The following is a 26273-nucleotide window of genomic DNA, read 5'->3' on the forward strand; positions in this document are numbered from 1 at the left end:
GCAGAGGGCTCCTGGGAGCGGAGATACTGGAGGCATGGTCGACCAAGAGCGCTGGAAGGCGCGGTTCCGCGCCGCCCGGGTGAGCCTGCCCCACTGGGCACGCGATGCCCCGCACCACAGCATCTACCGGTCCAACGTCACCGGGACGTGGGAGATCTACACCTGGGATCGCGAATCCGGCGCGCGGAGGCAGGTCACCGACCGGCCCAACGGGACGTGGATGGGCGGCGTCGACCCGTCCGGCGAGTGGGTGTGGTGGTTCGCCGACACCGACGGCGACGAGTTCGGCATCTGGAACCGCGTCGCGTTCGGCGCCGCGGACGGCACCGAGAGCCTCCCCGCCGTGCCGGGTCTGGCGCCGTCCTACCCGTCCGGGCTGGCGCTCGGTGCGAGCGGCCTCGCCGTCGTCGGGCGGACGACGGACGCCGGGAACACCGTCCACCTGTGCCGGCCCGGCGCAGAGCCCGAGGTGCTCTACCACCATGCCGAGGACGCGCACGTCGCGGGGATGTCCCGGGACGAGGGGCTGGTGGCGATCGGGCACAGCGAGCACGGCGACAGCCGCCACATGGCGCTGCGCATCGTCCGCCCGGACGGCACGCTGGTCGCGGACCTGTGGGACGGGCCGGGCAAGGGCGTCTACGGATCGGGGTTCGCGCCGGTGGCCGGCGACGCGCGGATGCTTGTCGGACACGAACGGCGCGGCCGGGACGAACTGCTGATCTGGGACCCGGTCGCGGGGACGGAACAGGAGATCATCCTGGACCTGCCCGGCGAGGTCGGTGCGAGCTGGTACCCCGACGGGTCCGCACTGCTGATCTCCCACTCGCACGAGGCGCGGGACGAGCTGTACCGCTACGACCTCGGCACCGGCGCCCTCCTCCCGATCCAGACGCCGCGCGGGGTGATCGCCGGCGCGGAGGTCCGCCCGGACGGCACGGTCGAGTTCTCCTGGTCGTCGGCCGCCGACCCGCCGGTGATCCGGTCGACGTCGGGGGAGATCGTGATGACGCCTCCCGGGCCGGTGGCGCCGCCGTCGGTGCCGGTCGAGGACGTGTGGGTGGACGGTCCGGGCGGCCGGATCCACGCGCTGGTCAGCAGGCCGGAGGGCGTCGGCCCCCATCCGACCGTGTTCGACGTCCACGGCGGCCCGACCGCGCAGGACGACGACTCGTTCGCCCCGGCCGTCGCGGCGTGGGTGGACCACGGCTTCGCGGTCGTGCGCGTCAACTACCGGGGTTCGACCGGGTACGGCTCGGCGTGGCGCGACGCCATCGAGGGCCGCGTCGGGCTGACCGAGTTGGAGGACGTCAAGGCCGTCCGCGACTGGGCGGTGTCGTCGGGGCTGGCGGATCCGGGGCGGCTCGTCCTGACCGGTGGGTCATGGGGCGGTTTCCTCACGCTGCTCGGCATCGGCACGCAGCCGGGCGACTGGACCGTCGCGGTCGCCGCGGTGCCCGTCGCGGACTACGTCGCCGCGTACGAGGACGAGATGGAGGGCCTCCAGGCGTTCGACCGCTCCCTGTTCGGCGGCTCGCCGGACGAGGTCCCCGACCGGTACCGCGAGTCGTCCCCGATCACCTATGTGGAGCGGGTCGGCGCGCCGGTGCTGGTGCTGGCCGGGGAGAACGACCCGCGATGCCCGATCCGGCAGATCGACAACTACCTCGGGCGGCTCGCCGAGCTGGGCCTGCCGCACGAGGTGTACCGGTACGACGCCGGGCACGGCTCGCTGGTGGTCGAGGAGCGGATCACCCAGATGGCGGCCGAGATCGATTTCGCCCGGAAGCATCTGGGCATGTCCTGACCTGGGACGGGGGCGGGCGGGGCGGCCCGTCCCCGGGTTTACAAGATCGGAGGACGGGCATCCCTCCGAACGGCCGCTAGCGAGCAGGAGCCGGTCCACGCGACCGGCGCCCCCCGGCGCCACCGTCCGATGCGGCGGCGCGCTCGAACCGTCGCTCTCCGCGCCGGAGAGCCGAACCGGGGGGACCGGATGCCGCCTCGCACCACTCCTGTGCCCGAACGGGCCGACACGCCACGGCAGGACGTGGCGATCGCAACGCGACCGGTGGACGTGTCCGGACGCCGGCGCGGGCAGGACGCCGCCCGCCGAAAACCGGCCGACGGCGAGGCAGGCCGTCCCGCGGTCCGCCTGCCCGTCCTCCTGCTGGGCCTCGCCGTGGCGGCCACGATGTTCTTCATCTCGACCCCGTCCGCCTCCGCCGCACCCCGCACCGGCCCGGTCACGCCGGCGCTCGGACGGGACGGCCGGACGGTCCCGCCGCGGTCGGGCGTCGAGGACATGCCCGCGTCCGTACGGCTGGAGCAGCAGTTCGCGGGCTACGTGCTGCGCGGGAACGGCATCGGCTGGCGCTCGACCGGCCAATGCTCAGAGCGGACGATCCCGACCTGCACGTCCTTCGAGGGCCTCCGCTGGGGTTCGCTCAAGGGCCTGCTGGACTTCGCCGAGGAGAGCGGCTGCGAGATCACCGTCACCGGGGGCACCGAGCGCGGCCACGCGGGAGGGCAGTACAGCCACGGGAACGGGTACAAGCTCGACATCGCGACGGGCCGCTGCGTCGACCGCGCGATCACGCGCTACCCGTCGGCGGGGGTGCGGAGCGACGGCGCGAAGCTGTACCGCTCGCCCGCGGGCGCCGTCTACGCCCGCGAGAGCGACCACTGGGACATCCTGTACCGCTGACGGGCCGCCGCGGCTGAAGAGGCAGCGCAGCGGTCGAAGGGCGGCGCAGCGGTCGAAGGGCGGCGGGCGGGGGTCAGGCGCGGACGTCGCGGATGATGCCGACGAGCTCGCGCGTCACCGACTTGAAGCCCGGGATGCGCGACATCGACACCATGCGGTTGACCAGCGGGACCGTCCGCTCGACGAGAAGGTACGTCTTGCGGCAGCCCGGCGAGCTGTCGTGCACCCAGTACAAGACGATGCCCATCGAGTACAGCCAGAGCAGCTCCGGCAGTTCCTTGCGGAACTCCTTGTCGATCTTGAGGTTGGAGCCGTCCACGACCTCGCGGTAGATCTCGACGGCGGAGTTGCGGGACGGGCCGGACTCGGCGCTGAACGGGTTGAGCGGGCTGGTCGGCTCGGCGGCGAACTTGAAGAACTTTCCGGCGAACTCGTGGTAGGGCACCATCGTGTCGACGCGGGCCTTCAGCACGCCCAGCAGGCGGGGCGCGAAGTCCTTCTCGGCGGCGAGGACGGCGCGGCAGGCGGCGGCGTGATCCTCCTGGAGCTCGTCGTAGTACGCCTGGATCAGCTCCTCCTTGGAGCCGAAGTAGTAGTAGGCGTTGCCGACCGAGACGCCCGCCTCCTTGGCGATCGCCCGCATCGTCGTCGCCTCGTAGCCGCGCTCACGGAACAGCTTCAGCGCGGTCACGACGATCAGGGCGCGCGTCTGCTCGGACTTCACGGCCTTCGTCTCGGTCACGCCTGCCAGCCTAAAGCCCGGCGCGCCCGGTTGCTCATGCCGGGAACCGCACCCCCGGCGGGTGTGACCGCTGTGTCCGGGATGGTCGTCAAGGGGTGCGTTCCGCGGCGATGAGCTCGGCCACCTGGGCGGTGTTGAGCGCCGCCCCCTTGCGCAGGTTGTCGCCGCAGAGGAACAGGTCGAGGGCCCTCGGGTCGTCCAGCGAGCGCCGGACCCGGCCGGCCCAGGTCGGGTCGGTGCCGACGACGTCCGCGGGTGTCGGGAACTCGTGCAGCTCGGGGTTGTCACAGAGCACGACGCCGGGCGACCCGGCCAGGATCGCCTGCGCCTCCCGCTGGTCGACGCGCTCCCGGAACACCGCGTGGACCGACAGGGAATGCGCCTTCACCACCGGAACGCGCACGCACGTCGCCGACACCCGCAGGTCGGGGGCGCCGAGCACCTTCCGCACCTCGTCGCGGATCTTGAGTTCCTCCGAACTCCAGCCGCCCTCCCGCGGGGAGCCCGCCCACGGCACCACGTTCATCGCGAGCGGTGCCGGGAACGGTCCGAGCTCGCCGACGACGCCGCGGATGTCACCGGCGCGGTTGCCGAGCGCACGGTCGCCGCCCACCTTCTCCATCTGCGCGTACAGGGTGTCGATGCCGTCCTGCCCGGCGCCGGACGCGGCCTGGTAGGACGAGACGACCAGCCCCCGCAGCCCGTACCGGCGGTGCAGCGCGCCCAGCGCGACGATCATCGACAGCGTGGTGCAGCCGGGGCTCGCGACGATGCCGTGCGGACGGTCGCGCACCCGCTCCGGGTTCACCTCGGGGACGACGAGCGGCACGTCCGGGGCCATCCGGAACGCGTTCGAGTCGTCCACCACCACGGCGCCGCGGGCGGCCGCGATCGGCGCCCACCGCGCGGACACCGCGTCCGGGACGACGAACATCGCGACCTCGACCCCGTCGAAGACCTCCGGCGCGAGCGCGACCACCTCGACGGGCTCGCCGCGCACGGCCAGGCTCCGCCCGGCCGAACCGGGCGAGGAGACCAGCCGGATCTCCCCGTACACGTCCTTGCGGGTGGACAGCAGGTCGAGGATCACCGTGCCGACCGCGCCGGTGGCGCCGACGACGGCAAGGGTGGGCCTGCCCGCCCGGTCGTTCCTGGTCTTGGCGGTGGCCGGCCCGGCAGTCGAGCCCATGGTCGCACCCACCCTCTCGTCGTCGAGTCGCGTCCGCTCGTCCACAAGCTGAACTCCCACCGGGGGCGGCCGGTTCCCACGCGGTAACCGTGACACCGCCCCGCCGGACGGTCTGCGTCATGCGGCTCAGTCCCGGTGCCTCTGCCGATCCTCCTCCGCTGACCGGCGCTTTTACACCATTCGTGGTTTTTTGCCCTAAATCAAGGGCGCCGCCGCGCTACCGTCCCTTGGAGATCACCGGCCAATCACCCCGTCAGGGTGCGCGGAAAGGGACATCGATGACCGCCGTGGACGTGGACAGGACCGTGGGCTCCGGCCCGCCGGCCCCGCCGTTGCCGGTGCCGCCATCGCCGATGCCACCGGCGCTCGCGCTCGCGGACCCGCCGCTCGCGTCGCCCTCGCTCCCGCTGCTGCCGATGCCGGCGTCGCCGCCGGTGCGGCCGTTGACCTGGGCCCAGCGGATCCTCGCCGCCGTGGGCGGCCTGTTCTTCGCCGGCCTCGCCGGACTCGGCGGCTACGGCTCCTTCGCCTCGGTCCGGGACGTTGCCGAGCCCTGGTTCGGCGACCAGGCGTGGATCGTCCCCGCCGGAGTGGACCTCGGCATCCTGGCCCTCGTCTCGGTGGCCCTGCTGCTGGAATGGCTGGCCATGCCGATGCCGGCGCTGCGGTGGATGGCGATGGCCTTCACCGGCGCGACGGTATGGCTGAACGTGTCGGCGGCGCACGGCGACCCGGCCGGTGTCGTGATGCACGCCGCGATGCCGGTGCTGTTCGTGACGTTCGTCGAGGCCGTCCGCCACGCCATCCGGCGCCGCGCGGGGATCGCCGCCGGGACCGTCCGCGAGGGCATCCCGGTCGCCCGCTGGCTGCTGGCCCCGTTCTCGACGTTCCGCCTGTGGCGGCGGATGGTGCTGTGGCAGATCACGTCCTACCCGCGCGCCCTCGTCGCCGAGCAGCGCCGCCGCCACGCGCTGGCCCTGCTGCGCGACCGCTACGGGCGCGGGTGGAAGCGCCAGGCTCCCGCGGACGTGGTGTGGATGCTGTCCGACGGCGTCATGCTGGACCAGGCGCTGGCCCGGGTCACCGAGCTGACCACGCCCGCGGCCATGCCCAAGCCCTCACCCCGTCAACACCTGGAAGTCAGTCCCACGCCACTCGAAGCCCAGGCGGCGCCGCCGGCCGTCACACGAACCGACATCCGGCCCAGCCCGCAGAACGACGCGAAGGCCGGCACACGCCCCGCTGCACAGGCGGCGCAAGCGGTAGAGAGGCGTGAACCACGCCTCGCCGCCCGGCCACCGCGCCCTCCTGTCGGACGCCCGGCACAGCCTCCCGGTCGTGCACCCACGGCACCTCAGCAGCAAGACGGCCCCACCACGACGACCGCGGGCACGGAAGCGCGCGCACAGATCATCCTGGCCGCCGAACCCGGGATCACCGGCGCCGAGCTGGGACGGCGATTGCAGCTCAGCCCGCGCCAAGGCCAGCGCCTGCTGAACCGGCTGACCCGCCCGGCGCCCTGACGCCGACGGCCTGGGAACTACCGCCCGGTACCGCCGTAGACGACGGCCTCGACCTGGTCGGCGTCGAGGTCGAACGCGCGGTGCGCGCCGGCGACGGCGGTGTCGATGTCGTCCTGGGCGACGACCACCGAGATCCGGATCTCCGAAGTGGAGATCATCTCGATGTTCACCCCAGCGTCGGCGATGGCGGCGAAGAAGGTCGCGGTGACGCCCGGGTGCGAGCGCATGCCCGCGCCGATCAGCGACACCTTGCCGATCCGGTCGTCATAGCGCAGCGACTCGAAGCCGATCCGCTCCTTGAGCTTGTTGAGCGCCGTGAGCGCGCTCTGCCCGTCGCTGGCCGGCAGCGTGAACGAGATGTCGGTGCGGCCGGTGGACGCCGCCGACACGTTCTGCACGATCATGTCGATGTTGATCTCGGCCTCGGACAGCACCGTGAAGATCGTGGCGGCCTCACCCACCTTGTCGGGGACGCCCACCACCGTGATCTTGGCCTCGCTCCGGTCGTGCGCGACCCCGGAGATGATCGCCTGCTCCATGTCGTGCCCTTCGATGTCGCTGCTGTCGACGACCCACGTGCCTTCCTTCTGGCTGAACGAGGACCGCACGTGGATCGGGATGTTGTAGCGCCGCGCGTACTCCACGCAGCGCAGGTGCAGGATCTTGGCACCGCTCGCCGCCATCTCCAGCATCTCCTCGTAGGAGATCTTCGGGAGCTTGCGGGCCTGGGGGACGATCCGGGGGTCGGCGGTGAACACGCCGTCGACGTCGGAGTAGATCTCGCAGACGTCACCGTCCAGCGCGGCGGCGAGGGCCACGGCGGTGGTGTCGGACCCGCCGCGTCCGAGGGTGGTGATGTCCTTGGTGCCCTGGGAGACGCCCTGGAAGCCGGCGACGATGCAGATGGAGCCCTCGTCCAGCGCCGTCCGGATACGTCCGGGCGTCACGTCGATGATCTTGGCTCTGCCGTGCGAGCCGTCGGTGATGACACCGGCCTGGGAGCCGGTGAACGAGCGGGCCTCGTGGCCCAGGTTCGCGATGGCCATCGCCAGCAGGGCCATGGAGATCCGCTCACCGGCGGTGAGCAGCATGTCCAGCTCGCGGCCCGGCGGCAGCGGGCTGACCTGCTTGGCCATGTCGATGAGGTCATCCGTCGTGTCGCCCATGGCGGACACCACGACGACCACGTCGTTGCCCGCCTTCTTCGTTGCGACGATGCGCTGGGCGACCCGCTTGACGCACTCGGCGTCGGCGACGGAGGAGCCACCGTACTTCTGCACGACAAGAGCCACGGGTGAGCGCTCCTCGGATCGGGGTCAGGCGTACCAACCGATGAGTCTACCGAGGCACCCGCGCCGGATCACGGGCAGGTAACTCTTCACAGAACGGGCGGGCCCTGATCGACCCTGCGGAGTACCGGCGCGAGCTTGTCGAGGTCGGGGCCGTCGATGGGTTGCCGCTCGTCCCACCAGGTGGCACCGGCGTCGGCCAGCGGACCCAGCAGGTCAGCGGCCTCGGACGGGACGCTGACGCCGCCGACCACGATCTCGAAGCCGCCTTCGCGCTCGCGGTGCCGGTCCACGTAGCCGACCAGCTCGCGGACCTTTGCGGTGGACGGGGCATGCCCGTGCGACTCGTCGCCGAACAGCGGGACCGCGCCGTCCCAGCGGGCGGCCCGGCGCATCGGGCGCTTGTTCGGCCAGAACCCGGCCACCCAGACCGGCGGACGCGGGCGCTGCACGGTGGCGGGCAGCAGCGCGACGTCCTCGACCTGGTAGTGGCGGCCATGGTGGGTCACCGGCTCGCCCGACCAGTAGCGGGCGAGGAGGTCGAGCCCCTCGTCCAGGCGCTCGGCGAGGACGATCTTGTCGGTCGTCTCCCCGAAGGCGCCGTACTCGTCCGCGACCGGCCCGCCCAGCCCCGCGCTGAAGATCACGCGCCCGCCGCTGAGCGCGTCCAGCGTGGCGACCTGCCGGGCGAGCTGCTGCGGGCGCCGCCGGGCGACCGGTGTGACCAGGGTGCCGAGCTTGATCCGGCTCGTCGCCAGCGCCGCGGCGGTCAGGAGCATCCAGGGATCCCCGAACGTCTGGCGCTTGTGCTTGTCGTGCACGACGTGATCCCAGATGAACAGCGCGTCCCAGCCCGCCCGCTCCACCGCTTCGGCGACCACCGCGACCGTCCTGGCGTCGGCGAAGTCGCCGAAGTTCGGAATGTTGATCGAATAGCGCACCCCACCATGCTGCGCCGCGCCGGTCGGCCGGGCAACCGGGTTTCGTCGGGGCCCGGGGCGGCCTGCCGCGAGACCCGGCCCGCCGTCACACTCCGCACTCCGGTGCCCCCGCGGTCGCTGCCCGGAGTCGCGCCGTGACGCATTCTCGAAATCGCCCTCGACGGCGCCTGATTCTCCTCGGCAACAGCGAGACCGCAAGTCTCGGAAACCGCCTATCCGTCGTCCCGCGACCCCTTCCGATGGAACGCACCATATTGCGATAATAGGAGCATTGTTGATCTCTGATTCCCCTCCGCCGACGCTCCGCGGCGATGTTGAGCCTTCGGATCGGCCGAGATCATATTGGCGGACCACCGGTGCGATCGACATCTTTACACATCATCTCACCTGCGAAGACTTCTTCTAATTGATCACTGGTTCGCCACGCGCCGAAATTCGGATGAGCCATCGTCCGGATCCGGCCAGCCCGGGATGCGGGAAGATCCGAGACGTGCTGGTCAGCACGCACTAAATAGCGATGAACGGTGACTTTCGTCGATTGATCTGACGCTTGCCCGTTCAACGAGATTTGTGCCAGTATCCAATCTGCCGAAGCACCCGGTCACGCCGTGCGCATTCAGGCATCCCCCGCTTTGTCGAGTTCGACAGAATCGTCATAGTTGGAGTTCCCATGACAAGGAGCGACGGGCGGGGTGGATTCGACACCTCGATCGACCTGTTCGACGAGACGCTGCGCGAGGGCGCCGAGCGGGCCCCGATCTCGGCGACCATCGAGGCGAAGTGCGCGCTGGCGGGAGCCATCGCCTCGGCCGGCATCAGGACTCTCGTGGTCGGGATGTTCCCGGACGTCCCGCACAACATCGCGCTGCTGGACGCCCTCCTGGAGGAGCAGCGGCACGGATCCATCCCGAAATCCGTGCGATTCGTGGTCATCTCCCACCTGGGGCTCAGACTGACGCAGAGCCTCGCCGCCCTCGACGGGCTGGGGCGTGACCTGTCCAGCGTCTGGCTGCTCGCCATCCACTCGGTCTCCGACGAGCAGATCAGACATCTGTATCCGACCGTCCGCGAGAAGGACGGGGAAACCTTCGATCAGGCCGCGTGGGAGGCGGTCACCGACCGGGAACGCCGCGTGGCCAACCTGGCGTGGTACCAGGAACAGCTGGCGCAGCTCCGTCCGGTCGACCGGCTCGGAGGCTTGATCGCGGGGCTGCTCGACGCGTTCCGGGCGGACCCGGACCACGTCCAGGACGCCGTGGAGGTCGTCAGGGACGCGGGCATCCGGCAGGTCCGGCTCGTGGACACCGCGGGGACGTGCACCCCGGAGCAGGCCCGGACCTTCGTGGGGCGTTTGGTGACGGCCTTTCCCGACACCGGCTTCTTCGGGCACTTCCACGACGACTTCGGAATGGCCACGGCCAACGCCGTCGTCGGTCTGGGCGCGGGGCTCCGAGGCGTGGACGTGTCCATCGGAGGCTTCGCGAACAGGGCGGGACATCCCGCCATGGCCGAGGTCGTCATGGCGCTCCGCCAGCTCCACGATGTGGAGTTGCCCGGATTCCGCACCGAGGACCTGTACGGGCTGAGCCGGCTGGCCGAGCGCACCTACGGTCTACTCGAAAACCCGGCCGCACCCGTCACCGGACTGGTCACGCACGCCGTGCAGAGCGGGATCCGCACGGATCTGCTCAACCGGTCGCCCAGGATCTTCGACGACCTCGACCCGGCGGACGTCGGTTCCCGGGAGATCCGCATGTTCGGCGTGCGGAGCGGCCAGGACGGCATGGCGCGCATCCTGCGCGAGCACGAGGCCGAGCTCGCGGGTTCCGGGATCGAGATCACCGACACCACCGCCGAACGGCTCTACGACCAGCTGGTCACGGAGTGGGAAGCACGCAGTGCCCGTGCTCGTGAACATCTGCTCACCGCGATCGATGCCTACCGGGGAGCGCTGTTCGACGCCTTCTTCACCGAGGACGCGGTCATCGACTGGGTCCGACAATCCACCACATCGAACCGGGAGTAAGTTCATGTCCCAGACGACCGTCGCGCCCGACGCCGTCGACTCGACCACCCTGCTCGCACTCGCCCGGTCCTTCGGATCGGATCCGGCGTTCTCCACCTGCCGCGAGCTCGAACACCGTGTGGACGACGCCATCATCCGAGCGTTCGGCCACGATGACGCGGCCGCGGAACTCGACCTCCACCGCTTTCTCTACGAGATCAGCGCGCACCGGATCCTGCCCCCGTGGTCGCCGCACTGGCGCGACTACGAGCACCCGGTCCTGCTGGCCGCCCATCGCAAGGCCGGCGAAGCCTGGCTTGCGAGAGACCTGGCCGATCTCGACCTCGGACTCGACGTGCCCGCCTCGGCCAGGCCGTTCATCGCCTGGGCCGAGGAGACGTGCAAGAACCATGCCTCCGGCGTCGATCACCCGTTGTTCACCTTCCTGGCGGAGGACGCCACCTTCGGCCAGCTGCGCACGTTCATCGACCAGGAGACGCCGTTCGACATCCATTTCGGTGACCTCCTCGCGCTCCTGCTTCCCGGCGTGCACGGCGGCGAGAAGATCGAGCTGGCGGGCAATTTCTGGGACGAGATGGGACGGGGCGCGGTCGAGGCCACCCACCGCCGGCTCCGCCTGTCGATGATGGAGCGCGTCGGTGTCCCGGCCGACGCCTATCTCGTCGACGTCGAGCGCTTCTGGCTCGAAGAACTGCGCCTGGCGAACATGTACTTCCAGGCTTCCACGGACCGCCGGCTGGCGCCGCAGGCCGTCGGCATGCTGATGGCCACGGAACTGGTCGTCCCCGGCCGGATCGACCGGCAGATCGACGGGTGGCGGCGGCTCGGGCTGACCGACCAGGAGATGCACTATCTCCGCGAACACGTGACCGTCGATGTCGAGCACGCGCAGGGGTGGCTGGACAACGTGGTCATCCCGATCGCCGAGGACCGCCCCGACCTCATGCCGGACATGGCCATCGGTGTCCTCCGGCGCCTCGACGGCGCCCTTGGTGTCTGTGAGCGGGCGTGGAACGAATTCCGTCCGATGGCGTAAGGGCCGGCGATTCCCCGCGGTCCGCGGCCGTGCCGTCGTGCGATCTGCTGATGGTCGGCTGCGGGCTGCGGGGACTCGGCCTGCTGACGGCGACCCCGGCCCTGTTCGGATTCGACCTGGCCGTCGTCGATGCCGGGAGCGAACTGGGTGTGGGCGCCTTCCGCGACTACGACATCGAGTCCAACTCCAACGGCTCGGACTTCTTCGGCTGGATAGACCCGGCCGGCCCTTTCGCGGGGCTGCTCACGGAAGGGCCGATCGAGCGGCTGCGGTCCACGAACACGGGGTTCCGGCTGGCATTGCTGGCCGACGCCCTGGCCTGCGCTGGACGGTCGATTCGCGCGATGCTTCCCCCCGGGCGAGTCTTCCAGCGGGATGTGGTCGTGGAAATCGAACTGCCGATCCACGGCTCGGACGAGTCCGGCCCCGTCCATGTCCGAACCCTTTCCGGACGGACATTGCAGGCCCAGACGGTCGTCCTCGCCACGGGCATCCGGGAAAGGCCGGGGAACGAGCTCGCGGCCCTCGGCGACAAGGTCGTGTCGTCACGCCGTCTACTCCGGCCCGACGCCCGCGAGCGCTGCGTGGCCTTGGGCGAGAGCACGAAGCCGGTGTGCATCGTCGGTGCCTCCCACAGTGCGTTCTCGGTGCTGGCCAGAATGGTCGGCCGACCGGGCGCCTCACCGGCTGCCGGCGATATCACCTTGGTCTCGCGGTCGCCGGTCAAGGTCTACTACGAGAGCTGGGGGGAGTACGCGCGAACCCCGCACACGGCGGCGGAGGCAACACCGGTACTCGGCCGTGACGTCTGCCCGGAGACGGGCACGGTGCACCGCTATTCAGGACTTCGCAACACCGCCAAGGCACTGTTCCATGCCGTGGCGGCCGGGCAGGTGCCCGGCGTCCGGATCGTGGTCTCCCGCAACACCGCCGACCACATGCGCCGCCTCGAAGCGGCCGACACGGTGATCCAGGCGACCGGCTACGGAAGCAACCTGCCGCGGCTCACGCGGGGCGGCCGTCCGGTGGAGTGCCTGCACACCAGAGGATCCGTGCGGCTGGACGGTCGGGGGCGGCTGTGCACGGTGAACGGCGTCCACCCATCGCTGTTCGTCATGGGCATGGACCCCTATCCCTACGACGACAACAGCGTGAATCCGACCAGCCAATACGCGCGTCGCGGCGGCCATCTCCTCGATCACTTGACGGCCCGGGGCACGGGGATCGACAGGCCCATGCTCCCCGCACTGACCAAGGACTCGTACTGACCAAGGACTCGCACTGACAAAGGATCGGCACCGACAAGGGACTGGCACTGACAAAGGACTGGCATCGACTAAGGACCTGCATTGAGCAACCTGATCTTCGTCGCGACGACGGGTCCCGGCCTTCAGGCACTGGAGTACGCGAGGGCGTCCGGCCACAAGACGACACTGCTGTACGCACCCGTCTACGACTTCTATCTGTCTCCGGAGCAGCGCCGGGACGCGCGCCGCCTCGCCGACCGCTGCATCGAGATCGAGGACCCGCACGACATCGGCGCGGTGGTGGATACCCTGCGCGCGGCCGGGGTCTATGTGGAAGGCATCGACGCCGTGCTCAGCACACTGCACACATGTGCCCTGCCCGCGGCCGAACTGGCTCGGCGGCTCGGGCTCAAGGGAACGTCCCCGCAGGCCATCCAGGCGGCCAAGGACAAGGGGATGTGCAGGCGGATCCTCAGCGACCGACATATTCCGAGCCTGCGGTCCGCGGTGGTCACCGGAGTCGCGGACGCGACGAAAGCGGCCTCGTCCATCGGCTTTCCGGTCGTTGTCAAGCCGCTGGGCGGATTCGGCAAGATACTGACGGCCGTGGCGCGGTCCCTCGCCGACATCGAGGCACACTTCGCCCTGGTCGCGACCCGCTTCGGCTCCCTCGAAAAGGGGGTGACCGAGGAAATCGACCATCGTTTCATCGTGGAGGAGATGGCCGTCGGCCCGCTGTTCTCCGTCGAGGTCCTCGGCGACGGCGGCGCTCTCACACCGCTGGTGACCGTGCGCCGCAAGACCGGGCTCGACAATCCGATCCTGGAACTCGGGTCAACGGTGCCCTGCGGCCTTGCCGCCGATGACGAACGGCGGCTCGCCGACTATGCGGTCCAGGTGTGCGAGGCGCTGGGGCTCGACTTCGGTGTCTTCCACGTGGAGGTCATCCTCACCGACCGCGGGCCCCGGCTCGTCGAGGTGAATCCCCGGATAGCGGGCGGCGCCATTCCCGACCTCGTGCGTGCGGCAACCGACCACGGCCTCTTCGAGACGCTCGTCGACCTGCACGCCGGAGGCGCCGGGCCGGCGCTTCCCTTTCCCGCGCGCCGCAGCGCCAGCCATTCGTTCCTCGCGGTGGCCGAGGACGGCACCGCATCCGCTGATCTGCCCGCCGACTGGTTCGAGGCCATCCGTCCCCGGCTGCATTCGGGCTGGACGAGTATCACGCCCGGCATGCGGCTTCGCCGGATGGACGGCAATTTCGACGTCTACGGAGTGGTCCGTGTCGTCGCCGGGACGCCCGGTGCCGCCGAGGACACGTGCGGGCGGCTCACGTCCGAGATCGGCGACCTGCTGGGGATCCGCCTTCCACCGATCGCGACGTTCGAGCCGCGGCGATGAACCGGCGGGGCCCTCGGCCCGAGGCCGGTGAGCGGGCCGGACGCCCCGGCGGGATCCGGGTCGTCGTCTCGCCGGTGTTCCTGGTGCTGTGGGGCGCGATGCTCGTCAGCGCCACCGGGACGTTCTTCCTCCTGCTCACCGTCTCGGCGGAACTGCTGACGCGGAACGGGTCCGGGCTCGGCGCCTCGGCCGTGTTCGCCTTCCAGTGGATCCTCCCGGTCGTGCTGGTCCACACCGTGAAGCGCCGCTGCGAGACGCCCCGGCTGCGGCGCACGGTCGTGGCCGCCGAACTCGGCGGCGCGGCGATCTCCCTGACGATCGGTGTCCTGCTCGCGCAGGGGTTGGCCGTCGCGCTGCTGGCCTGCTTCCTGCTCCGCGGCCTGCTGGAGGCGATCACGAAGACCGCCCGCGTCGTCTACACGCGCCAGCTGTTCGAGGGTGAGGCCCTCAAGCTCGCCTCCTACACCTTCAACAACTCCTACTACCTCGGCGGCGCGCTAGGAGGAGTCCTCGGGGCCCTCCTCGCCACCCGGGTGTCCGTGACGACGGCCGCCGCGATCGACGCGGCGACGTTCGTGGTCTCGGCCTGCTGCTACCTCTGGCTGCCGCGCGTCTCGGCGCCGAAGGCGCCGCCGGGCGCGCCCGGCGGCGTCTGGGGAACCGTCAGGACGACCCTGCGAGGCCGGCGGGAACTGATGCTCGCGGCGATCTATCTCGTCCTCGCGATCGGCATCTTGCAGGGCTTCCACAACACGGCGCGCACCATCATCCCGATCCGTTTGCTGCGCTTGGACGACGCGGAGGTGATGCAGCTCCAGATCGTCAGCGGCAGCGCCATCTTCCTGGGGGCCGTCGCCGTCCCGGTGCTCATCAGTCGATCGGGCGCGGGCCGGTACCTGAACCTGATGGGGGTTCTTCTGGCCGCTCTCGGGATGGGCCTCCTCCCTCAGGCCCCCGGAAAGACCGGCCTGTACCTCCTCTACTTCGCCTACATGTTCGTCTTCGAGTTCATCTTCACCACGGCGCAGGCCACGATCATCCAGCGCTGCCCCCCGTCCTCCCTGGTGGCCCTCACGAGTTTCACCAACGCGACGGGGACCGCGCTCCTGATTCTCTGCACGCTGCTCACGGGCGGGCTGTCGGACGTGGTCGACTTCGGAACCCTCGCCCTGCTGCTCGCCGCCGGGGTCGGCTGCGTCGCCCTCGCCGCGGAAGGGGCCGCACGGCGGCGGGTCCGCGGGGCTCACCGGCGGGTGCGCGGAACCCATCGGCGGCCCCGGGTCGCCCCCGCCGTCGGCCCCGCCGCGGGACCGGCACCGACCGTGCAGGCAGAGAAGCCCGTGCCGGCAAACAGGAGCGTCCAGGCAGAGAAGAGCGTCCAGGCAGGGAAGTCCGAAACGACTCGCTGAGGAGGTCCGCGGTGCACGTTTTCGACTCGCTCGTCGGATTGGTCGGCGACACTCCACTACTGCGGTTGCGCAAGGTCCTCGGCGTCGAAGGCCCAGCCGAGGACGCGCCGCTCGTCGCCGCGAAGGTCGAGTACTTCAATCCGGGCGGGTCGGTGAAGGACCGCATCGCCGTCCGGATGGTCGACGCCGCCGAACGCGCCGGGGATCTGCGGCCCGGCGGCACCATCGTCGAGGCGACATCGGGCAATACCGGGATCGGCCTGGCGATCCTGGCGCAGGAACGCGGATACCGGTGCCTCTTCGTCTGCCCGGACAAGGTCTCCGCCGACAGGATCAGCACCCTGCGCGCCTATGGCGCGGAGGTCATCGTCTGCCCGACCTCGGTGCCCCCCGACCATCCCGCGTCCTACTATTCGGTGTCGGACCAGCTCGTCCGGCAGACGCCAGGTGCGTGGAAACCGGACCAGTACTCCAACCCGCACAACCCGCTGTCGCACTACGAGTCGACCGGCCCAGAGATCTGGGCCCAGACCGATGGCCAGGTGACCCACTTCGTCGCCGGAATCGGAACAGGTGGCACCATCTCCGGCGCGGGCCGCTTCCTCAAGGAGATCTCCGGGGGGCGCGTCCGGGTGATCGGCGCCGATCCCCGAGGATCGGTTTACTCCGGCGGAACCGGACGGCCCTACCTGGTGGAGGGCGTAGGCGAGGACATCTGGCCGGCTGCCTTCGACCCCGGCGTCTGCGACGAGATCCTCGCCGTCAGCGACGGTGAGGCGTTCGCCGTCACGCGTCGCCTGGCCAGGGAGGAGGGTCTGCTGGTCGGGGGTTCCGGCGGCCTGGCCGTGGTCGCGGCGCGCAAGGTCGCCGCGACCGCCGGACCGGACGACGTGATCGTCGTCCTGCTGCCCGACGGCGGGCGCGGCTACCTGTCCACGGTCTTCGACGACGCCTGGATGGCCGCCTACGGTTTCCCGACCGCACCCCCGGGCTCCCCGGCGTTCCCGGCGTCGTCGGAGGCCCGCGTCGGCGAGGTTCTGGCGCGCAAGGCCGCGCTCGGCCGAAGGAGCCTCGCCGGCTTCGTCCACGTCCAGCCGCACCAGACCATCGGCACCGCCGTCTCGATCATGCGGGAGCACGACGTCTCCCAGCTCCCGGTGCTGCGGGCGGAGCCTCCGCTCGCGGCGGCCGAGGTCGTGGGCTCCCTCAGCGAGCGCGGCCTGCTCGACGCCCTCATCCGCGACGAGGCGAGCCCGGACGCCCCGATCGAGAACCACATGGCGTCCCCCTTCCCCATGGTCGGAACAGGTGAGGCCGTGGGGAAGGCGGCCGCCCTCCTGGAGCAGCACGGCGCCGCGCTCGTCCTCGACGGCGGAAGGCCCATCGGCCTGATCACCGCACAGGACCTGCTCGCCCACCTGGCGGCCGCGGAGCCCTCCGGCGACACGACCGGCCACCCACCGGACTGACCGACCGCGCGGGAGAGCCGAGCGACCCGGTGTGCCACCTGCTCTCTTTCGGGTCCATGGCCCCATCCAGGGAGGTCATCATCAAGAGCTCGCCTCCTGAACAGCGGCGGTGGCGGGGGCCTGGACCGGCGCGACGGGCTCCAGGACGCGGGCGCGGAGGCTGAACGCGGTGACCAGGGCGGCGAGCAGCGCCGCGGCGAAGGGGACGGCCAGCGCCGCCCGGAGCGCGCCGATCCCGCCGTCGCCCAGGGCACCGCCGTCGAGCGCCGCGACCTGAACGGCGGTCACCGCCGACAGCCCGAGCGCCGTACCGAACTGGATCGCCGTGTACAGCAGCCCACCCGCCAGACCGTGCTCACTTTCGTGGACGCCCTCGGTGGCGGCCATCGTCAGCGGCCCGTAGGCCAAGGTGAAGGCCGCCCCCAGCAGCGTCATGATCGGGAGCATGAGGGCGTAGTCCCAGTCCAGGCCGAGCGGCAGGAACAACCCGTACGCAATGGCCGCGAGGACGAGCCCGGCGAACAGGACCCGAACGTTGCCGTAGCGGTGCACCAACCGCGGGGTGAGGGTCGGCGCGAGGACGGTGTCGATGGCGAGGACGAGCATGGCCAGGCCGGTCTGCCAGGTCGTCCAGCCGCGCAGTTCCTGGAAGTACAGCGTCATCAGGAACTGGAACCCCGCGAACGCGCCGAGGAACAACAGCGCGCTCACGTCCGTCCGCACCAGGGTGGCCGACCGGAAGACGCCGAACCGAACGAGCGGGCTCGTGGACCTGCGCTCGACCACCACGAACGCCGCGAGGAGCGCCAGCCCGCCCGTGAGGACGCCCGCGGTGAGCGCGGCTCCGTCGCCGGGCCTCTCCAGCCGGACGACCCCGTACACCAGCAGCAGCATCGCACCGGTGATGCTGAACGCGCCGACGAGATCGAACCCGCCCCGGGCGCCCGGATAGTCGCCGTCCGGCTCCGTGACCAGCGGGATCGCCGCGGCCAGGATGAGCGCCGAGAGGATCACCGGAGCGAAGAACACCCAGCGCCAGCCGAGCGCGGTCAGCAGCCCGCCGGCGACGAGGCCGAGCGAGTAACCGCCGGCGGCCAGTCCCGCGTAGAGCCCGAGCGCCCTGGTCCGCGCGGGCCCGGCCGGGAACATGGCCGTGACGAGCGCGAGGCCCGCGGGCGCCATGAACGCCGAGGCGACCCCGGTGACGAACCGGGCGATCAGCAGCATCCAGCCCTCCGTCGCGAACCCGCCGAGCCCCGAGAACAGCAGGAAGACGACCAGCCAGGTGAGAAAGACGCGGCGGCGGCCCAGCAGGTCGGCGGCGCGCCCGCCCAGCAGCATGAACCCGCCGTACCCGAGCACGTAGGCGCTGATGACACCGCTGAGCATCCCCGTCGACAGCCCCAGGTCCGCCCTGATCGACGGCAGCGCGATGTTGAGCATCGCCACGTCGATCCCCTCCAGGAACACCGCGCCGCACAGCACGAGCAATGACGCCCAGGCACGTCCGCCGGACGCGGATGAGGACATGTGCCGACTCCTCTCATTGAGGGCCGGTTTCCCTGATGGCTGCCGGTTCCCTCTTGTTACCGGCAGCATCGTCGGTCACCATGAGGCATGGAAGACGGCACTTTCGAGTCCCCCGGTTACTGCGGGGATACCGCCCAGGACGAGGACGTCCTCCAGTGGGACACGCGCAATGACTGCGAGGTCCGGCAGATCCTCGACCGCATCGCGGACAAATGGTCACTGCTCGTCATCGCGCTGCTCGACCAGCGCTCGCTGCGCTTCACCGAACTGCGCCGCCGGATCGACGGGATCAGCCAGCGGATGCTCACCCGCACGCTGCGGCACCTGGAGCGCGACGGTCTCGTGAGCCGCACCGTCCACCCGACCGTCCCGCCGCGCGTCGACTACGCCCTCACGACGATGGGCGCGACCCTGCACGAGACGATCCGCTCTCTGGTCGTCTGGACGGAAACGCACCAGAACGCGATAGCCGCCGCCCGAGCGGCCTACGACACCCGCATCGCGGCGGAGCAGAAGGCCGCCGAGCAGGAAGCCGCCGAGCGCGACGCCATCGCCCGCGAGGCCCTGACCCCCAGCACCGGATAGCGGGCCGGAGGCGATCGGACCGGAAGCCGGGCAGCGCATCCGAGACAATCTGGGGAGCTCCCCGCTTTACGTCCGATGTTTTCGGCGGACCACCCCGGAGCGGAGGAAAGCGTCTACGTAACGGCGGGGGTGGACGGTGCGCTGCGGTCCATCTCGTCTACCGGCGATCAAGCCGCGCTCAGGCCACGACCTGGCCGGGCGTACGCCCAGGTCACCGTGCTGCTCTCGCCTCCCGCGACGACGGCGGACGTCGCGGCCCGCGGTGAAACGGCCGGCATGCCGGATCACCGACCGAGACGAGAGCTGCCGAGGAGAAATCGATGCCCCCGTTCGATGAGCTGCCACCCGCCCGCAGGTACGGGCCGCTGGACTCGCTCTACGCCGCGCTGCGCCGCCGCGCCCCGCAGGTGTCCGCCCAGCCACCCACGGACGGCCTGCGCGTCGGCTACCGGAACCGGACGGCGCTGATCGTCTGGGACGCGGACGTCGAACTGTACGTGTGGACGTCCGGCGCGGACGGCGGTCAGCTCGACCGGGACGCCGAGAAGGCGGCCGAACAGATCGCGTGGACGCTCGGCGCGCCGGCGAGCCCCACCCCCTCTTAGACGGAACCCGGCTGGCGCGGCCCGTCCTAGACGAGGATGGGCCAGCGCCAGCACCGTCTCGGTCGTCGGGGTGGTGGTGAGCACGAAGACCGGCCGGTCCCAGGCACCGCCGTTGCCGCCCTGAACCGCAGGCGCCCGATCAGCTGACCGGTGGATCGAACGGCCGCTCAGATCAGGCCGTGGCGGCTTCCTGGGCGACGTCCAAACGGGCGTTGGCGACCACGGCGTGCAGTGCTCGGAGCGCGGCGCCGGCGTGGTTGCCCCAGTGGTTGAAGTACGAGTACTGCCACCACCAGAGCGCCTCCAGCGCATGGTCCTGCTGGTAGTGCCGCAGACCATGGACAAGATCGCTGGCCACGTCCACCAGGTCGTCCGACAGCCGATAGGCGGTGGGTTCGGTGTCCTTGTAGGGGTCGAAGACCTCGACGTACTCGTCCAGCGCGGCGAGCCGTTCGGCAAGGCCCTGGCGGACGGCGTCGAGGTCCGGGTCGTCGCCGACCTCGGGCTCCCAGTTGTCGGGCAGGATCACGTCAGCGCTGGCGCCGAGCTGCGCGCCGGCCAGGATGACCTGCGACACCTCCAGCAGGAGCAGCGGGACGGTGTGCGTCCCGCCATCGCCCCGCGCGACCGCCTCCAGCCCGTTCAGGTAGTTGTCCACGTGGCGCGCCACGTGTTCGGCGAGGACGTTCCAGTCCTGCGGGCTGTTGGTGTCAGACATCGAGCAGCCTCCGTCCTTCGAATGCGCGGCCCAACGTCACCTCGTCGGCGTATTCAAGGTCGCCACCCACCGGCAGGCCGCTGGCCAGACGGGTGACCGTGAGGCCCATGGGCTTCACCAACCGGGCGAGATACGTGGCGGTCGCCTCGCCCTCCAGGTTCGGGTCGGTCGCAAGGATCAATTCGGTCACCGTACCGTCCGCGAGGCGCTGCATCAGCTCGCGGATGCGCAGGTCGTCCGGGCCGACGCCCTCGATCGGGCTGATCGCGCCGCCCAGCACGTGGTAACGGCCGCGGAACTCGCGGGTCTTCTCGATCGCGACGACGTCCTTGGACTCCTCCACCACGCAGATCACCTGCGGGTCGCGGCGGACGTCACGACAGATCCGGCATTCCTCTTCTTCTGCGACGTTCCCGCACGTCTTGCAGAAGCGGACCTTGTCCTTGACCTCCTTGAGCGCCTTGCCCAGCCGTTCGACGTCGGCAGGGTCGGCGGAAAGGAGATGGAAGGCGATCCGCTGCGCGCTCTTGGGGCCGACGCCGGGCAACCTGCCCAGCTCGTCGATGAGGTTCTGAACCACCCCTTCGTACAACGGACCCTTCCTTTCGTCGCGTTCGACTGCCTTCTACGGTGGCGGTTCGCGGTACGTCCCGTCCACCGGGCCGGTCAGGTGCCGGACCCGCCGCCACCACCGGCTTCACCCGTTCCGCCGGACCCACCGCTACCGCTGCCACCACCGGTTCCGCCGGTTCCGCCGCCGAGGCCGGGGAAGCCACCGGGGAGCCCGCCGGGCATTCCGGGCGGCATCTCGCCACCGCCGATGCCGGGCATGCCGCCGCCGAGACCACCGAGGCCCGCGGTGAGCGGGCCCATCTTCTCCTGCTGGAGCTCGCGCGCCTCCCGGGACGCGTCACGGATCGCGGCCAGCACCAGGTCGGCGATCGTCTCGGCCGTGTCGGCCGGGTCGTCGGGATCGATGGCCTTCGGGTCGATCGACAGACCCGTGACCTCGCCCTCACCGTTCACCGTCGCGGTGACGAGCCCGCCTCCCGCGGTGCCCTTCACCTCGGCCTCCGCGAGCTCGCGCTGCGCGGTGAAGAGCTGCTCCTGGACGGCCTGGGCCTGCTGGAGCAGTTCCTGGATGTTCAACTGACCACCGGGTTCCACCGTGCTCTCCTTGTTCCGGCCCTCGCCGGGCCTTCGGTATGGGCGACCCGCCGATCACCGGACGTCCGTCCTCACGAGACTACGGGTTCCGCCCGGGATGCGGTACGTCCGGGCAGTCGGTGCACCGACTCCGCTCAGGAGTTGTCGATCTCTTTGATGATCTGTCCGCCCAGCTCGCGCTGGATGAGCGCCATCCCGTTCATCTCCGCCTCGTTGCCCTCGGCGTCGGCGTCGCCCTCGGGGTCGACCTCGTCGCTCTCGTCCACGGGAGAGGGTTCCGGGGGTGGCGGAGGCTCGTCCGGCGGCGGGGGCAGCGGCCCCGGGTCCTGGCTGGCCGCCGACTGCGCCGGCTTGGGCGCGGATGGCCGGCTCTGCGGCGCGCTGGGCTGTGCGGACGGCGTCGGGGGCCGCGAGGTGGGGGCGGCGGACGCGCTCCCGAATCCGGACGAGGACGCCGTCCCGAACCCGCCGCCGGGCCCTGAACGGGAGGCTTGCCCTCCACCTCCGCCGCCACGGGGTGCGCCTCCGGGGTTCGAGCCGCCCCGTCCACCCGCCGGGGGCGCGCCGCCGACCACGGTCTCGATGCGCCAGTCGACACCGAGACGCTCCTTGAACACCTCAAGAAGGATCACGTCGCGGTTACCGTTGACGAAGCCGAGCCGAGATCCCTCGGCGTCGAACGAGAGGGTCAGGATCCGCCCTTCGAGCGAGACGGGCCGCACCCCGGACATGATCACCATCCAGGTGGCGCGGCTCTTCTGCTTAACCGCCTCGACGATGTCCGGCCAGTACTGCTGGATGGTGGCCACGTCCATCCCTCCGCCAGAGGCGGCAGGGGCGGAGGCGGTTGCGGCAGAAGCGGCGGCCGCGGGGGCGGAGTGTGCGGCGGCAGACGGCGCGGCGGGGGAAGGGTGCGCAGAGGGGGCAGCCGACGCGGCGGCAGGCGACGCGGCGGCTTGGCGCGATGCGCCGCCCGGCCCACCAGCCGAGCGGTTATCCACAGAACCGCGTTCCGCTTCCGAAGACGCCCCGGGACGGTTGACACTGGAAGTGGGGTCGCCCCCCTGGGCGGGCGGGGGTTGTTCCGCTGGCCTTTGCTCCTGCTGCCCCCCTGAAGCAGCGGTGTTTTGCCGCTGCCCGGCCTCAGCGGGCGGGGCCGATGCCGCAGGCGCCCTCGACGCGACGGGCGGCGGGGCGGGCGGCGGGGCGGCCGGTGCAGGCGGCGCCTGCTGGAAGGCAGGGGCCATACCGCCACCGCCGCCGCCGAGACCGCCCTGGGTGGCTTGGCGTTCCAGCCGGTCGAGGCGAGCGAACATGGACGCCTCGTCCTCGTAGGCCGCTGGCAGGAGGATCCGCGCGCTGATGAGTTCCAGCAGCAGCCGCGGGGACGTGGCGCCGCGCATCTCCGTCAGCCCGGTGTGCAGCAGGTCCGCCGCGCGTGTCAGCTCGCCGGGTCCCATGGACGCGGCCTGCCGCCGCATCTGTTCCAGCTCGTCCGTCGGAACGTTCAGCAGCCCCGTCCCGCCCGCCTCTGGAACGTTCGACAGGATCACCAGGTCGCGGACGCGCTCCAGCAGGTCCGCGGTGAATCTGCGCGGATCCTGACCGCTCTCGACGACCCGGTCGATCGCGGCGAACACGGCGGCGCCGTCCCTGGCGGCGAAGGCGGCGATCACCTCGTCCAGCAGCGCGGAATCGGTGTAGCCGAGCAGCGAGACGGCCCGCGTGTAGGTGATGCCCTGCTCGTCCGACCCGGCGAGGAGCTGGTCCAGGATCGACAGCGTGTCGCGGGCGGAACCCGCGCCTGCCCGGACGGCCAGGGGCAGCGCCGAAGCCTCGTAGGGGACGTCCTCGGACTTCAGGATCTCCTCGACCAGCTCTTGCAGGACACCGGGCGGGATCAGCCGGAACGGGTAGTGGTGGGTTCGGGACCGGATCGTCCCGATGACCTTCTCCGGCTCGGTGGTCGCGAAGACGAACTTCAGGTGCGGCGGAGGCTCCTCGACGAGCTTCAGCAGCGCGTTGAAGCCCTCGCGGGTGACCATGTGCGCCTCGTCGATGATGTACACCTTGAAGCGCGCCGAGACCGGCGCGAAGAACGCACGTTCGCGTAGGTCACGAGCATCGTCCACACCTCCGTGCGAGGCCGCGTCGATCTCGATGACGTCGATGTGCCCGGTCCCCGACGGGCCGAGCGCGACACACGAGTCGCATTTGCCGCACGGGTCGGGAGTCGGCCCTTCCTCGCAGTTGAGCGAGCGGGCGAGGATACGGGCGCTGGACGTCTTGCCGCAGCCGCGCGGACCGCTGAACAGGTACGCATGGTTGATCCGGCCGTTGCGCAGCGCCTGCTGCAGGGGCTCGGCGACGTGCTCCTGCCCCTTCAGCTCGGCGAACGTCGCTGGCCGGTACTTGCGGTACAGAGCCAGACTCATCGGGGGTCCGCCCTCCCTCGAGAAGCAGAGCGTCAGAAGCGAAAAGGACCCCCCGCACACCCGCCAGAGCCTGCTTATCCTTGCTGCCTTCCGGCCCTGGGGAGGTTCACAGGGTGACGCCATGCGAGGGGTCTGCCTCAGAGTCTATGGCATCCGCACCCCAGAATCGGCCGCAACCACACACCCACGCCGCAAGACCGCGCCCGCCAGAAGCGAAGGCCCCCGCCTCCCTCCGTCCGGGCGGATGAGGGAGGCGGGGGCGGGAACGAGAGGGTCCGCCCGTCCCACCTCACCGTGAGACGACCCCCTCTGGTGGCTATCGCGATCGGTCCCGGAGAAGCCGGTCAACGACCTGCACCGCCTGCGCGACGTCGCCGCAGTGGCACAGGAGCCCGGCGCGTCCACGCGCGGCCTCGTGGAACCCCCACCGGCCGTCGGGCATGGCCATGACGCACAGGGTCGTGGCGATTTCGGCGCCGTAGACCCGCAGTAGAGGGACACGGACCGGGATCAGATCGGGGTGGTACGTCTTCACACACCGCCACCCTTGCCGCTCCAGCGCGAGAGCGAGCGTGTCCAGGTGCCCCAGGACGGTCTCGCGGTGCCACTCGGTGCGCCATTTCAGGTAGCGAAGGCGGATCATCCGCCGCACCCGGCAGCCCGTCAGCGAAGCTTCGCCCATGTGACCTTCCCTCCTTCGTTGAGTGGACGGACGCCCCACGCCTCCACGACCTCCGCCACGAGCCGAAGCCCCCGCCCGGACGTCGCGCCGGGGCTCTCGGGCCGGATCACCGGTCGTGCGGGGCCGCCGTCCCATACCTCCACGACCGGACGACCGTCCCGCTCATCGCGAAAGACCCGCACGACGATCGGACCCTCCCCGTGCAGGAAGCTGTTCGTGACCAGCTCGCACACCACGAGCCGCCCGTCACTGTCGTCGGCGATCCCCCACTCCCGGAACCGCTCGACCAGGAACCGCCGCGCCAACCCCGGCGCCCGATCAGTGGCATCAAGGACGAGCGGAAGCGGGACCTCTGGGGCGACTGATGTTGCTGGCATGGCTGCGACCTAACGTCTCCGGTTGATCGGCTCCTATTGAGCCACCAATTGGATGCACAGCGTCACAAAGTGCAGGTGAAGCCTGACAAGTTGGTGTTGGTCAGTTCCCTTGACTTGCTGGCCAGTTGAGGGCCGGTTGAGGGACGATGAAGTCATGTCGGCGCGACGCACCAAGGCGAAGGTGAGCCCGACTCTGCTTGCCTACGGCCGCAGGCTTCGCAAGTACCGGGAAGCCAAGGGCTGGTCGCAAGAGAGTGCCGCGAAGCGTGCCAACGACGGGCAGGGAGTGACACCCCAGTACATCGGCATGGGTCGAGACAGGGCGCACGCGCTGCACCCTTGAGTTTGCCGAGACCATGGACCGCGAGCTTGGCGCGGAGGGGTGCCCTCGTGGAGCTATGGGAGGACCTGGTGAAGGGCACCGCCTTGCCCACCTGGTTCGACTGGGTTCCGGTAGAGGGCAGTGCTATGGCACTGGAGAACCGGCAGACCATGCTCGTACACGGACTGCTACAGACGCCCGGCTACGCGTCTGCCTTGCTCCACGGGAACAACGAAGCCGTCGAAGCGAGGATCAAGCGTCAGGAGATCCTCGCCCGTGAGGATCCACCAGACTGCACGTTCCTGATGGATGAGGGCGTCCTCTATCGCGAGGTCGGTGGTCAGGAGGTGATGAGGGAGCAGTTGGAACATCTGTTGCAGCCGCCCACAGACCGGGTCACCGTGCAGGTGGTTCCCATCAGCGGCGAGCACATCGGCAACGTCGGGTCCTTTACTTGCGCGACGTTGGAAGATCTCACGGAAGTCACCTACGTGGAGACCGTCGCACGTGGATTCACGATGGGTGAGATCGAAGACATTTCCGAGGTGCGTCGCGCGCTCCGAGAGATACGATCTTTAGCACTACCTGTCGGCCAGTCGGCCGACCTTATCCGTAGAACGGTGAAGGAACGATGGACTTGAATGATCTTCGCTGGCGCAAGGCATCGCATAGTGCCTCGAACGGAGGAGAGTGCGTCGAACTAGCGTCGACTCCCGGGGCCGTCGCCATCCGCGACAGCAAGAACCCCCATGGCCCCAAGCTCGCCATCGCACGCCATGAGTTCGCCGCACTGTTGACTGCTCTCAAGCGCTGACACCCCCAGAAACGCCAAGCCCTCACCCTCCACAGCGCAACTTGAGTGTTGATCGAGTT

The 26273-nt window shown here is 70.3% G+C and carries 23 protein-coding genes, 1 other RNA gene and 1 pseudogene; 13 read left to right on the top strand and 12 right to left on the bottom strand.

What is annotated here, in order from left to right:
- Positions 1 to 34 precede the first annotated feature (34 nt).
- Positions 35 to 1807: a S9 family peptidase gene (locus AMA02S_RS01730; RefSeq protein WP_067450447.1), complete on the top strand. Its 1773-nt coding sequence runs from the start codon at positions 35 to 37 to the stop codon at positions 1805 to 1807.
- Positions 1808 to 2050: 243 nt separating this feature from the next.
- Positions 2051 to 2707: a hypothetical protein gene (locus AMA02S_RS01735; protein ID WP_157430320.1), complete on the top strand. Its 657-nt coding sequence runs from the start codon at positions 2051 to 2053 to the stop codon at positions 2705 to 2707.
- A gap of 73 nt (positions 2708 to 2780) precedes the next feature.
- Here the strand turns inward: AMA02S_RS01735 and AMA02S_RS01740 are convergent, their stop codons facing one another.
- Both AMA02S_RS01740 and AMA02S_RS01745 read right to left on the bottom strand, forming a co-directional pair.
- A complete protein-coding gene (locus AMA02S_RS01740) occupies positions 2781 to 3449 on the bottom strand; it encodes a TetR/AcrR family transcriptional regulator (protein ID WP_067450449.1) in 669 nt (222 codons plus the stop codon).
- Between the two features lie 88 nt (positions 3450 to 3537).
- Positions 3538 to 4638, bottom strand: a complete 1101-nt coding sequence (locus AMA02S_RS01745) for an aspartate-semialdehyde dehydrogenase (RefSeq protein WP_067451477.1) — start codon at positions 4636 to 4638, stop codon at positions 3538 to 3540.
- Between the two features lie 278 nt (positions 4639 to 4916).
- Here AMA02S_RS01745 and AMA02S_RS01750 point away from each other — a divergent pair, with 278 nt between their 5' ends.
- Positions 4917 to 6161, top strand: coding sequence for a DUF2637 domain-containing protein (locus AMA02S_RS01750; protein WP_067450452.1), 1245 nt, complete (start codon positions 4917 to 4919; stop codon positions 6159 to 6161).
- A 17-nt stretch (positions 6162 to 6178) separates the two neighbouring features.
- Here AMA02S_RS01750 and AMA02S_RS01755 read toward each other — a convergent pair whose 3' ends face one another.
- Positions 6179 to 7453, bottom strand: coding sequence for an aspartate kinase (locus AMA02S_RS01755; protein WP_067450455.1), 1275 nt, complete (start codon positions 7451 to 7453; stop codon positions 6179 to 6181).
- A gap of 86 nt (positions 7454 to 7539) precedes the next feature.
- Positions 7540 to 8391 (bottom strand): LLM class flavin-dependent oxidoreductase, encoded by an 852-nt coding sequence (locus AMA02S_RS01760; RefSeq protein ID WP_067450459.1) that lies wholly within the window; start codon positions 8389 to 8391, stop codon positions 7540 to 7542.
- A 670-nt stretch (positions 8392 to 9061) separates the two neighbouring features.
- Here AMA02S_RS01760 and AMA02S_RS01765 point away from each other — a divergent pair.
- From AMA02S_RS01765 to AMA02S_RS01790, 6 genes are all read left to right on the top strand, one after another.
- Positions 9062 to 10417 carry a hydroxymethylglutaryl-CoA lyase-like TIM-barrel protein gene (locus AMA02S_RS01765; RefSeq protein WP_067450461.1) on the top strand — a complete coding sequence of 452 codons (1356 nt, stop codon included), beginning with the start codon at positions 9062 to 9064 and terminating at the stop codon, positions 10415 to 10417.
- Positions 10418 to 10421: 4 nt separating this feature from the next.
- Positions 10422 to 11453 (top strand): iron-containing redox enzyme family protein, encoded by a 1032-nt coding sequence (locus tag AMA02S_RS01770; protein ID WP_067450464.1) that lies wholly within the window; start codon positions 10422 to 10424, stop codon positions 11451 to 11453.
- 29 nt (positions 11454 to 11482) lie between these two features.
- Entirely contained in the window at positions 11483 to 12721 is a 1239-nt protein-coding gene (locus AMA02S_RS01775) for a hypothetical protein (RefSeq protein ID WP_067450467.1), read from the top strand.
- Between the two features lie 81 nt (positions 12722 to 12802).
- On the top strand, positions 12803 to 14101 hold the full coding sequence (locus tag AMA02S_RS01780) for an ATP-grasp domain-containing protein (protein ID WP_067450471.1): 1299 nt from the start codon (positions 12803 to 12805) through the stop codon (positions 14099 to 14101).
- The gene (locus tag AMA02S_RS01785) at positions 14098 to 15510 is read left to right on the top strand and encodes an MFS transporter (protein ID WP_067450474.1); all 1413 of its coding nucleotides are present in this window, start codon (positions 14098 to 14100) and stop codon (positions 15508 to 15510) included. The genes AMA02S_RS01780 and AMA02S_RS01785 overlap by 4 nt, the downstream gene beginning before the upstream one ends.
- Before the next feature lie 11 nt (positions 15511 to 15521).
- A complete protein-coding gene (locus AMA02S_RS01790) occupies positions 15522 to 16979 on the top strand; it encodes a cystathionine beta-synthase (RefSeq protein WP_067450477.1) in 1458 nt (485 codons plus the stop codon).
- 81 nt (positions 16980 to 17060) lie between these two features.
- Here the strand turns inward: AMA02S_RS01790 and AMA02S_RS01795 are convergent, their stop codons facing one another.
- The gene (locus AMA02S_RS01795) at positions 17061 to 18509 is read right to left on the bottom strand and encodes an MFS transporter (protein WP_067450480.1); all 1449 of its coding nucleotides are present in this window, start codon (positions 18507 to 18509) and stop codon (positions 17061 to 17063) included.
- Positions 18510 to 18596: 87 nt separating this feature from the next.
- On the opposite strand from AMA02S_RS01795, the gene AMA02S_RS01800 reads away from it, so the two are divergent.
- Complete coding sequence (locus tag AMA02S_RS01800; RefSeq protein ID WP_067450483.1) at positions 18597 to 19094, top strand: winged helix-turn-helix transcriptional regulator; 498 nt, start codon at positions 18597 to 18599, stop codon at positions 19092 to 19094.
- 320 nt (positions 19095 to 19414) lie between these two features.
- Positions 19415 to 19699 (top strand): hypothetical protein, encoded by a 285-nt coding sequence (locus tag AMA02S_RS01805; protein WP_067450485.1) that lies wholly within the window; start codon positions 19415 to 19417, stop codon positions 19697 to 19699.
- Between the two features lie 172 nt (positions 19700 to 19871).
- On the opposite strand, the gene AMA02S_RS01810 is transcribed toward AMA02S_RS01805, so the two are convergent.
- From AMA02S_RS01810 to AMA02S_RS01840, 7 genes and pseudogenes are all read right to left on the bottom strand, one after another.
- The gene (locus AMA02S_RS01810) at positions 19872 to 20417 is read right to left on the bottom strand and encodes a DUF5063 domain-containing protein (protein ID WP_067450488.1); all 546 of its coding nucleotides are present in this window, start codon (positions 20415 to 20417) and stop codon (positions 19872 to 19874) included.
- A complete protein-coding gene (recR, locus tag AMA02S_RS01815; RefSeq protein ID WP_067450491.1) occupies positions 20410 to 21009 on the bottom strand; it encodes a recombination mediator RecR in 600 nt (199 codons plus the stop codon). The genes AMA02S_RS01810 and recR overlap by 8 nt, the downstream gene beginning before the upstream one ends.
- 194 nt (positions 21010 to 21203) lie before the next feature.
- A pseudogene (locus AMA02S_RS01820) lies at positions 21204 to 21584 on the bottom strand (YbaB/EbfC family nucleoid-associated protein); the annotation flags it as partial.
- A 134-nt stretch (positions 21585 to 21718) separates the two neighbouring features.
- Entirely contained in the window at positions 21719 to 24019 is a 2301-nt protein-coding gene (locus AMA02S_RS01825) for a DNA polymerase III subunit gamma and tau (protein WP_067450494.1), read from the bottom strand.
- A 40-nt stretch (positions 24020 to 24059) separates the two neighbouring features.
- An RNA gene (ffs, locus tag AMA02S_RS01830) (signal recognition particle sRNA small type) lies at positions 24060 to 24155 on the bottom strand.
- Between the two features lie 180 nt (positions 24156 to 24335).
- Positions 24336 to 24701, bottom strand: coding sequence for a hypothetical protein (locus tag AMA02S_RS01835; protein WP_067450497.1), 366 nt, complete (start codon positions 24699 to 24701; stop codon positions 24336 to 24338).
- Positions 24683 to 25078, bottom strand: coding sequence for an ATP-binding protein (locus AMA02S_RS01840; protein WP_067450500.1), 396 nt, complete (start codon positions 25076 to 25078; stop codon positions 24683 to 24685). The genes AMA02S_RS01835 and AMA02S_RS01840 overlap by 19 nt, the downstream gene beginning before the upstream one ends.
- Positions 25079 to 25489: 411 nt before the next feature.
- Here AMA02S_RS01840 and AMA02S_RS01845 point away from each other — a divergent pair, with 411 nt between their 5' ends.
- Positions 25490 to 26041 (top strand): DUF5753 domain-containing protein, encoded by a 552-nt coding sequence (locus tag AMA02S_RS01845; RefSeq protein WP_245667309.1) that lies wholly within the window; start codon positions 25490 to 25492, stop codon positions 26039 to 26041.
- Complete coding sequence (locus AMA02S_RS39785) at positions 26032 to 26214, top strand: DUF397 domain-containing protein (protein WP_084264433.1); 183 nt, start codon at positions 26032 to 26034, stop codon at positions 26212 to 26214. The genes AMA02S_RS01845 and AMA02S_RS39785 overlap by 10 nt, the downstream gene beginning before the upstream one ends.
- Positions 26215 to 26273 lie beyond the last annotated feature (59 nt).

Source organism: Actinomadura macra NBRC 14102 (genome assembly GCF_001552215.1).
Lineage (GTDB): Bacteria > Actinomycetota > Actinomycetes > Streptosporangiales > Streptosporangiaceae > Spirillospora > Spirillospora macra.

What these genes read in the sequence shown, in the direction of transcription:
- AMA02S_RS01840 (WP_067450500.1), bottom strand. Translation starts at nt 25,078, where the DNA reads ATGCCAGCAACATCAGTCGCCCCAGAGGTCCCGCTTCCGCTCGTCCTT.
- AMA02S_RS39785 (WP_084264433.1), top strand. Translation starts at nt 26,032, where the DNA reads ATGGACTTGAATGATCTTCGCTGGCGCAAGGCATCGCATAGTGCCTCG.
- AMA02S_RS01800 (WP_067450483.1), top strand. Translation starts at nt 18,597, where the DNA reads ATGGAAGACGGCACTTTCGAGTCCCCCGGTTACTGCGGGGATACCGCC.
- AMA02S_RS01825 (WP_067450494.1), bottom strand. Translation starts at nt 24,019, where the DNA reads ATGAGTCTGGCTCTGTACCGCAAGTACCGGCCAGCGACGTTCGCCGAG.
- AMA02S_RS01795 (WP_067450480.1), bottom strand. Translation starts at nt 18,509, where the DNA reads ATGTCCTCATCCGCGTCCGGCGGACGTGCCTGGGCGTCATTGCTCGTG.
- AMA02S_RS01765 (WP_067450461.1), top strand. Translation starts at nt 9,062, where the DNA reads ATGACAAGGAGCGACGGGCGGGGTGGATTCGACACCTCGATCGACCTG.
- AMA02S_RS01835 (WP_067450497.1), bottom strand. Translation starts at nt 24,701, where the DNA reads ATGGGCGAAGCTTCGCTGACGGGCTGCCGGGTGCGGCGGATGATCCGC.
- AMA02S_RS01805 (WP_067450485.1), top strand. Translation starts at nt 19,415, where the DNA reads ATGCCCCCGTTCGATGAGCTGCCACCCGCCCGCAGGTACGGGCCGCTG.
- AMA02S_RS01770 (WP_067450464.1), top strand. Translation starts at nt 10,422, where the DNA reads ATGTCCCAGACGACCGTCGCGCCCGACGCCGTCGACTCGACCACCCTG.
- AMA02S_RS01750 (WP_067450452.1), top strand. Translation starts at nt 4,917, where the DNA reads ATGACCGCCGTGGACGTGGACAGGACCGTGGGCTCCGGCCCGCCGGCC.
- AMA02S_RS01810 (WP_067450488.1), bottom strand. Translation starts at nt 20,417, where the DNA reads ATGTCTGACACCAACAGCCCGCAGGACTGGAACGTCCTCGCCGAACAC.
- AMA02S_RS01785 (WP_067450474.1), top strand. Translation starts at nt 14,098, where the DNA reads ATGAACCGGCGGGGCCCTCGGCCCGAGGCCGGTGAGCGGGCCGGACGC.
- AMA02S_RS01730 (WP_067450447.1), top strand. Translation starts at nt 35, where the DNA reads ATGGTCGACCAAGAGCGCTGGAAGGCGCGGTTCCGCGCCGCCCGGGTG.
- AMA02S_RS01745 (WP_067451477.1), bottom strand. Translation starts at nt 4,638, where the DNA reads ATGGGCTCGACTGCCGGGCCGGCCACCGCCAAGACCAGGAACGACCGG.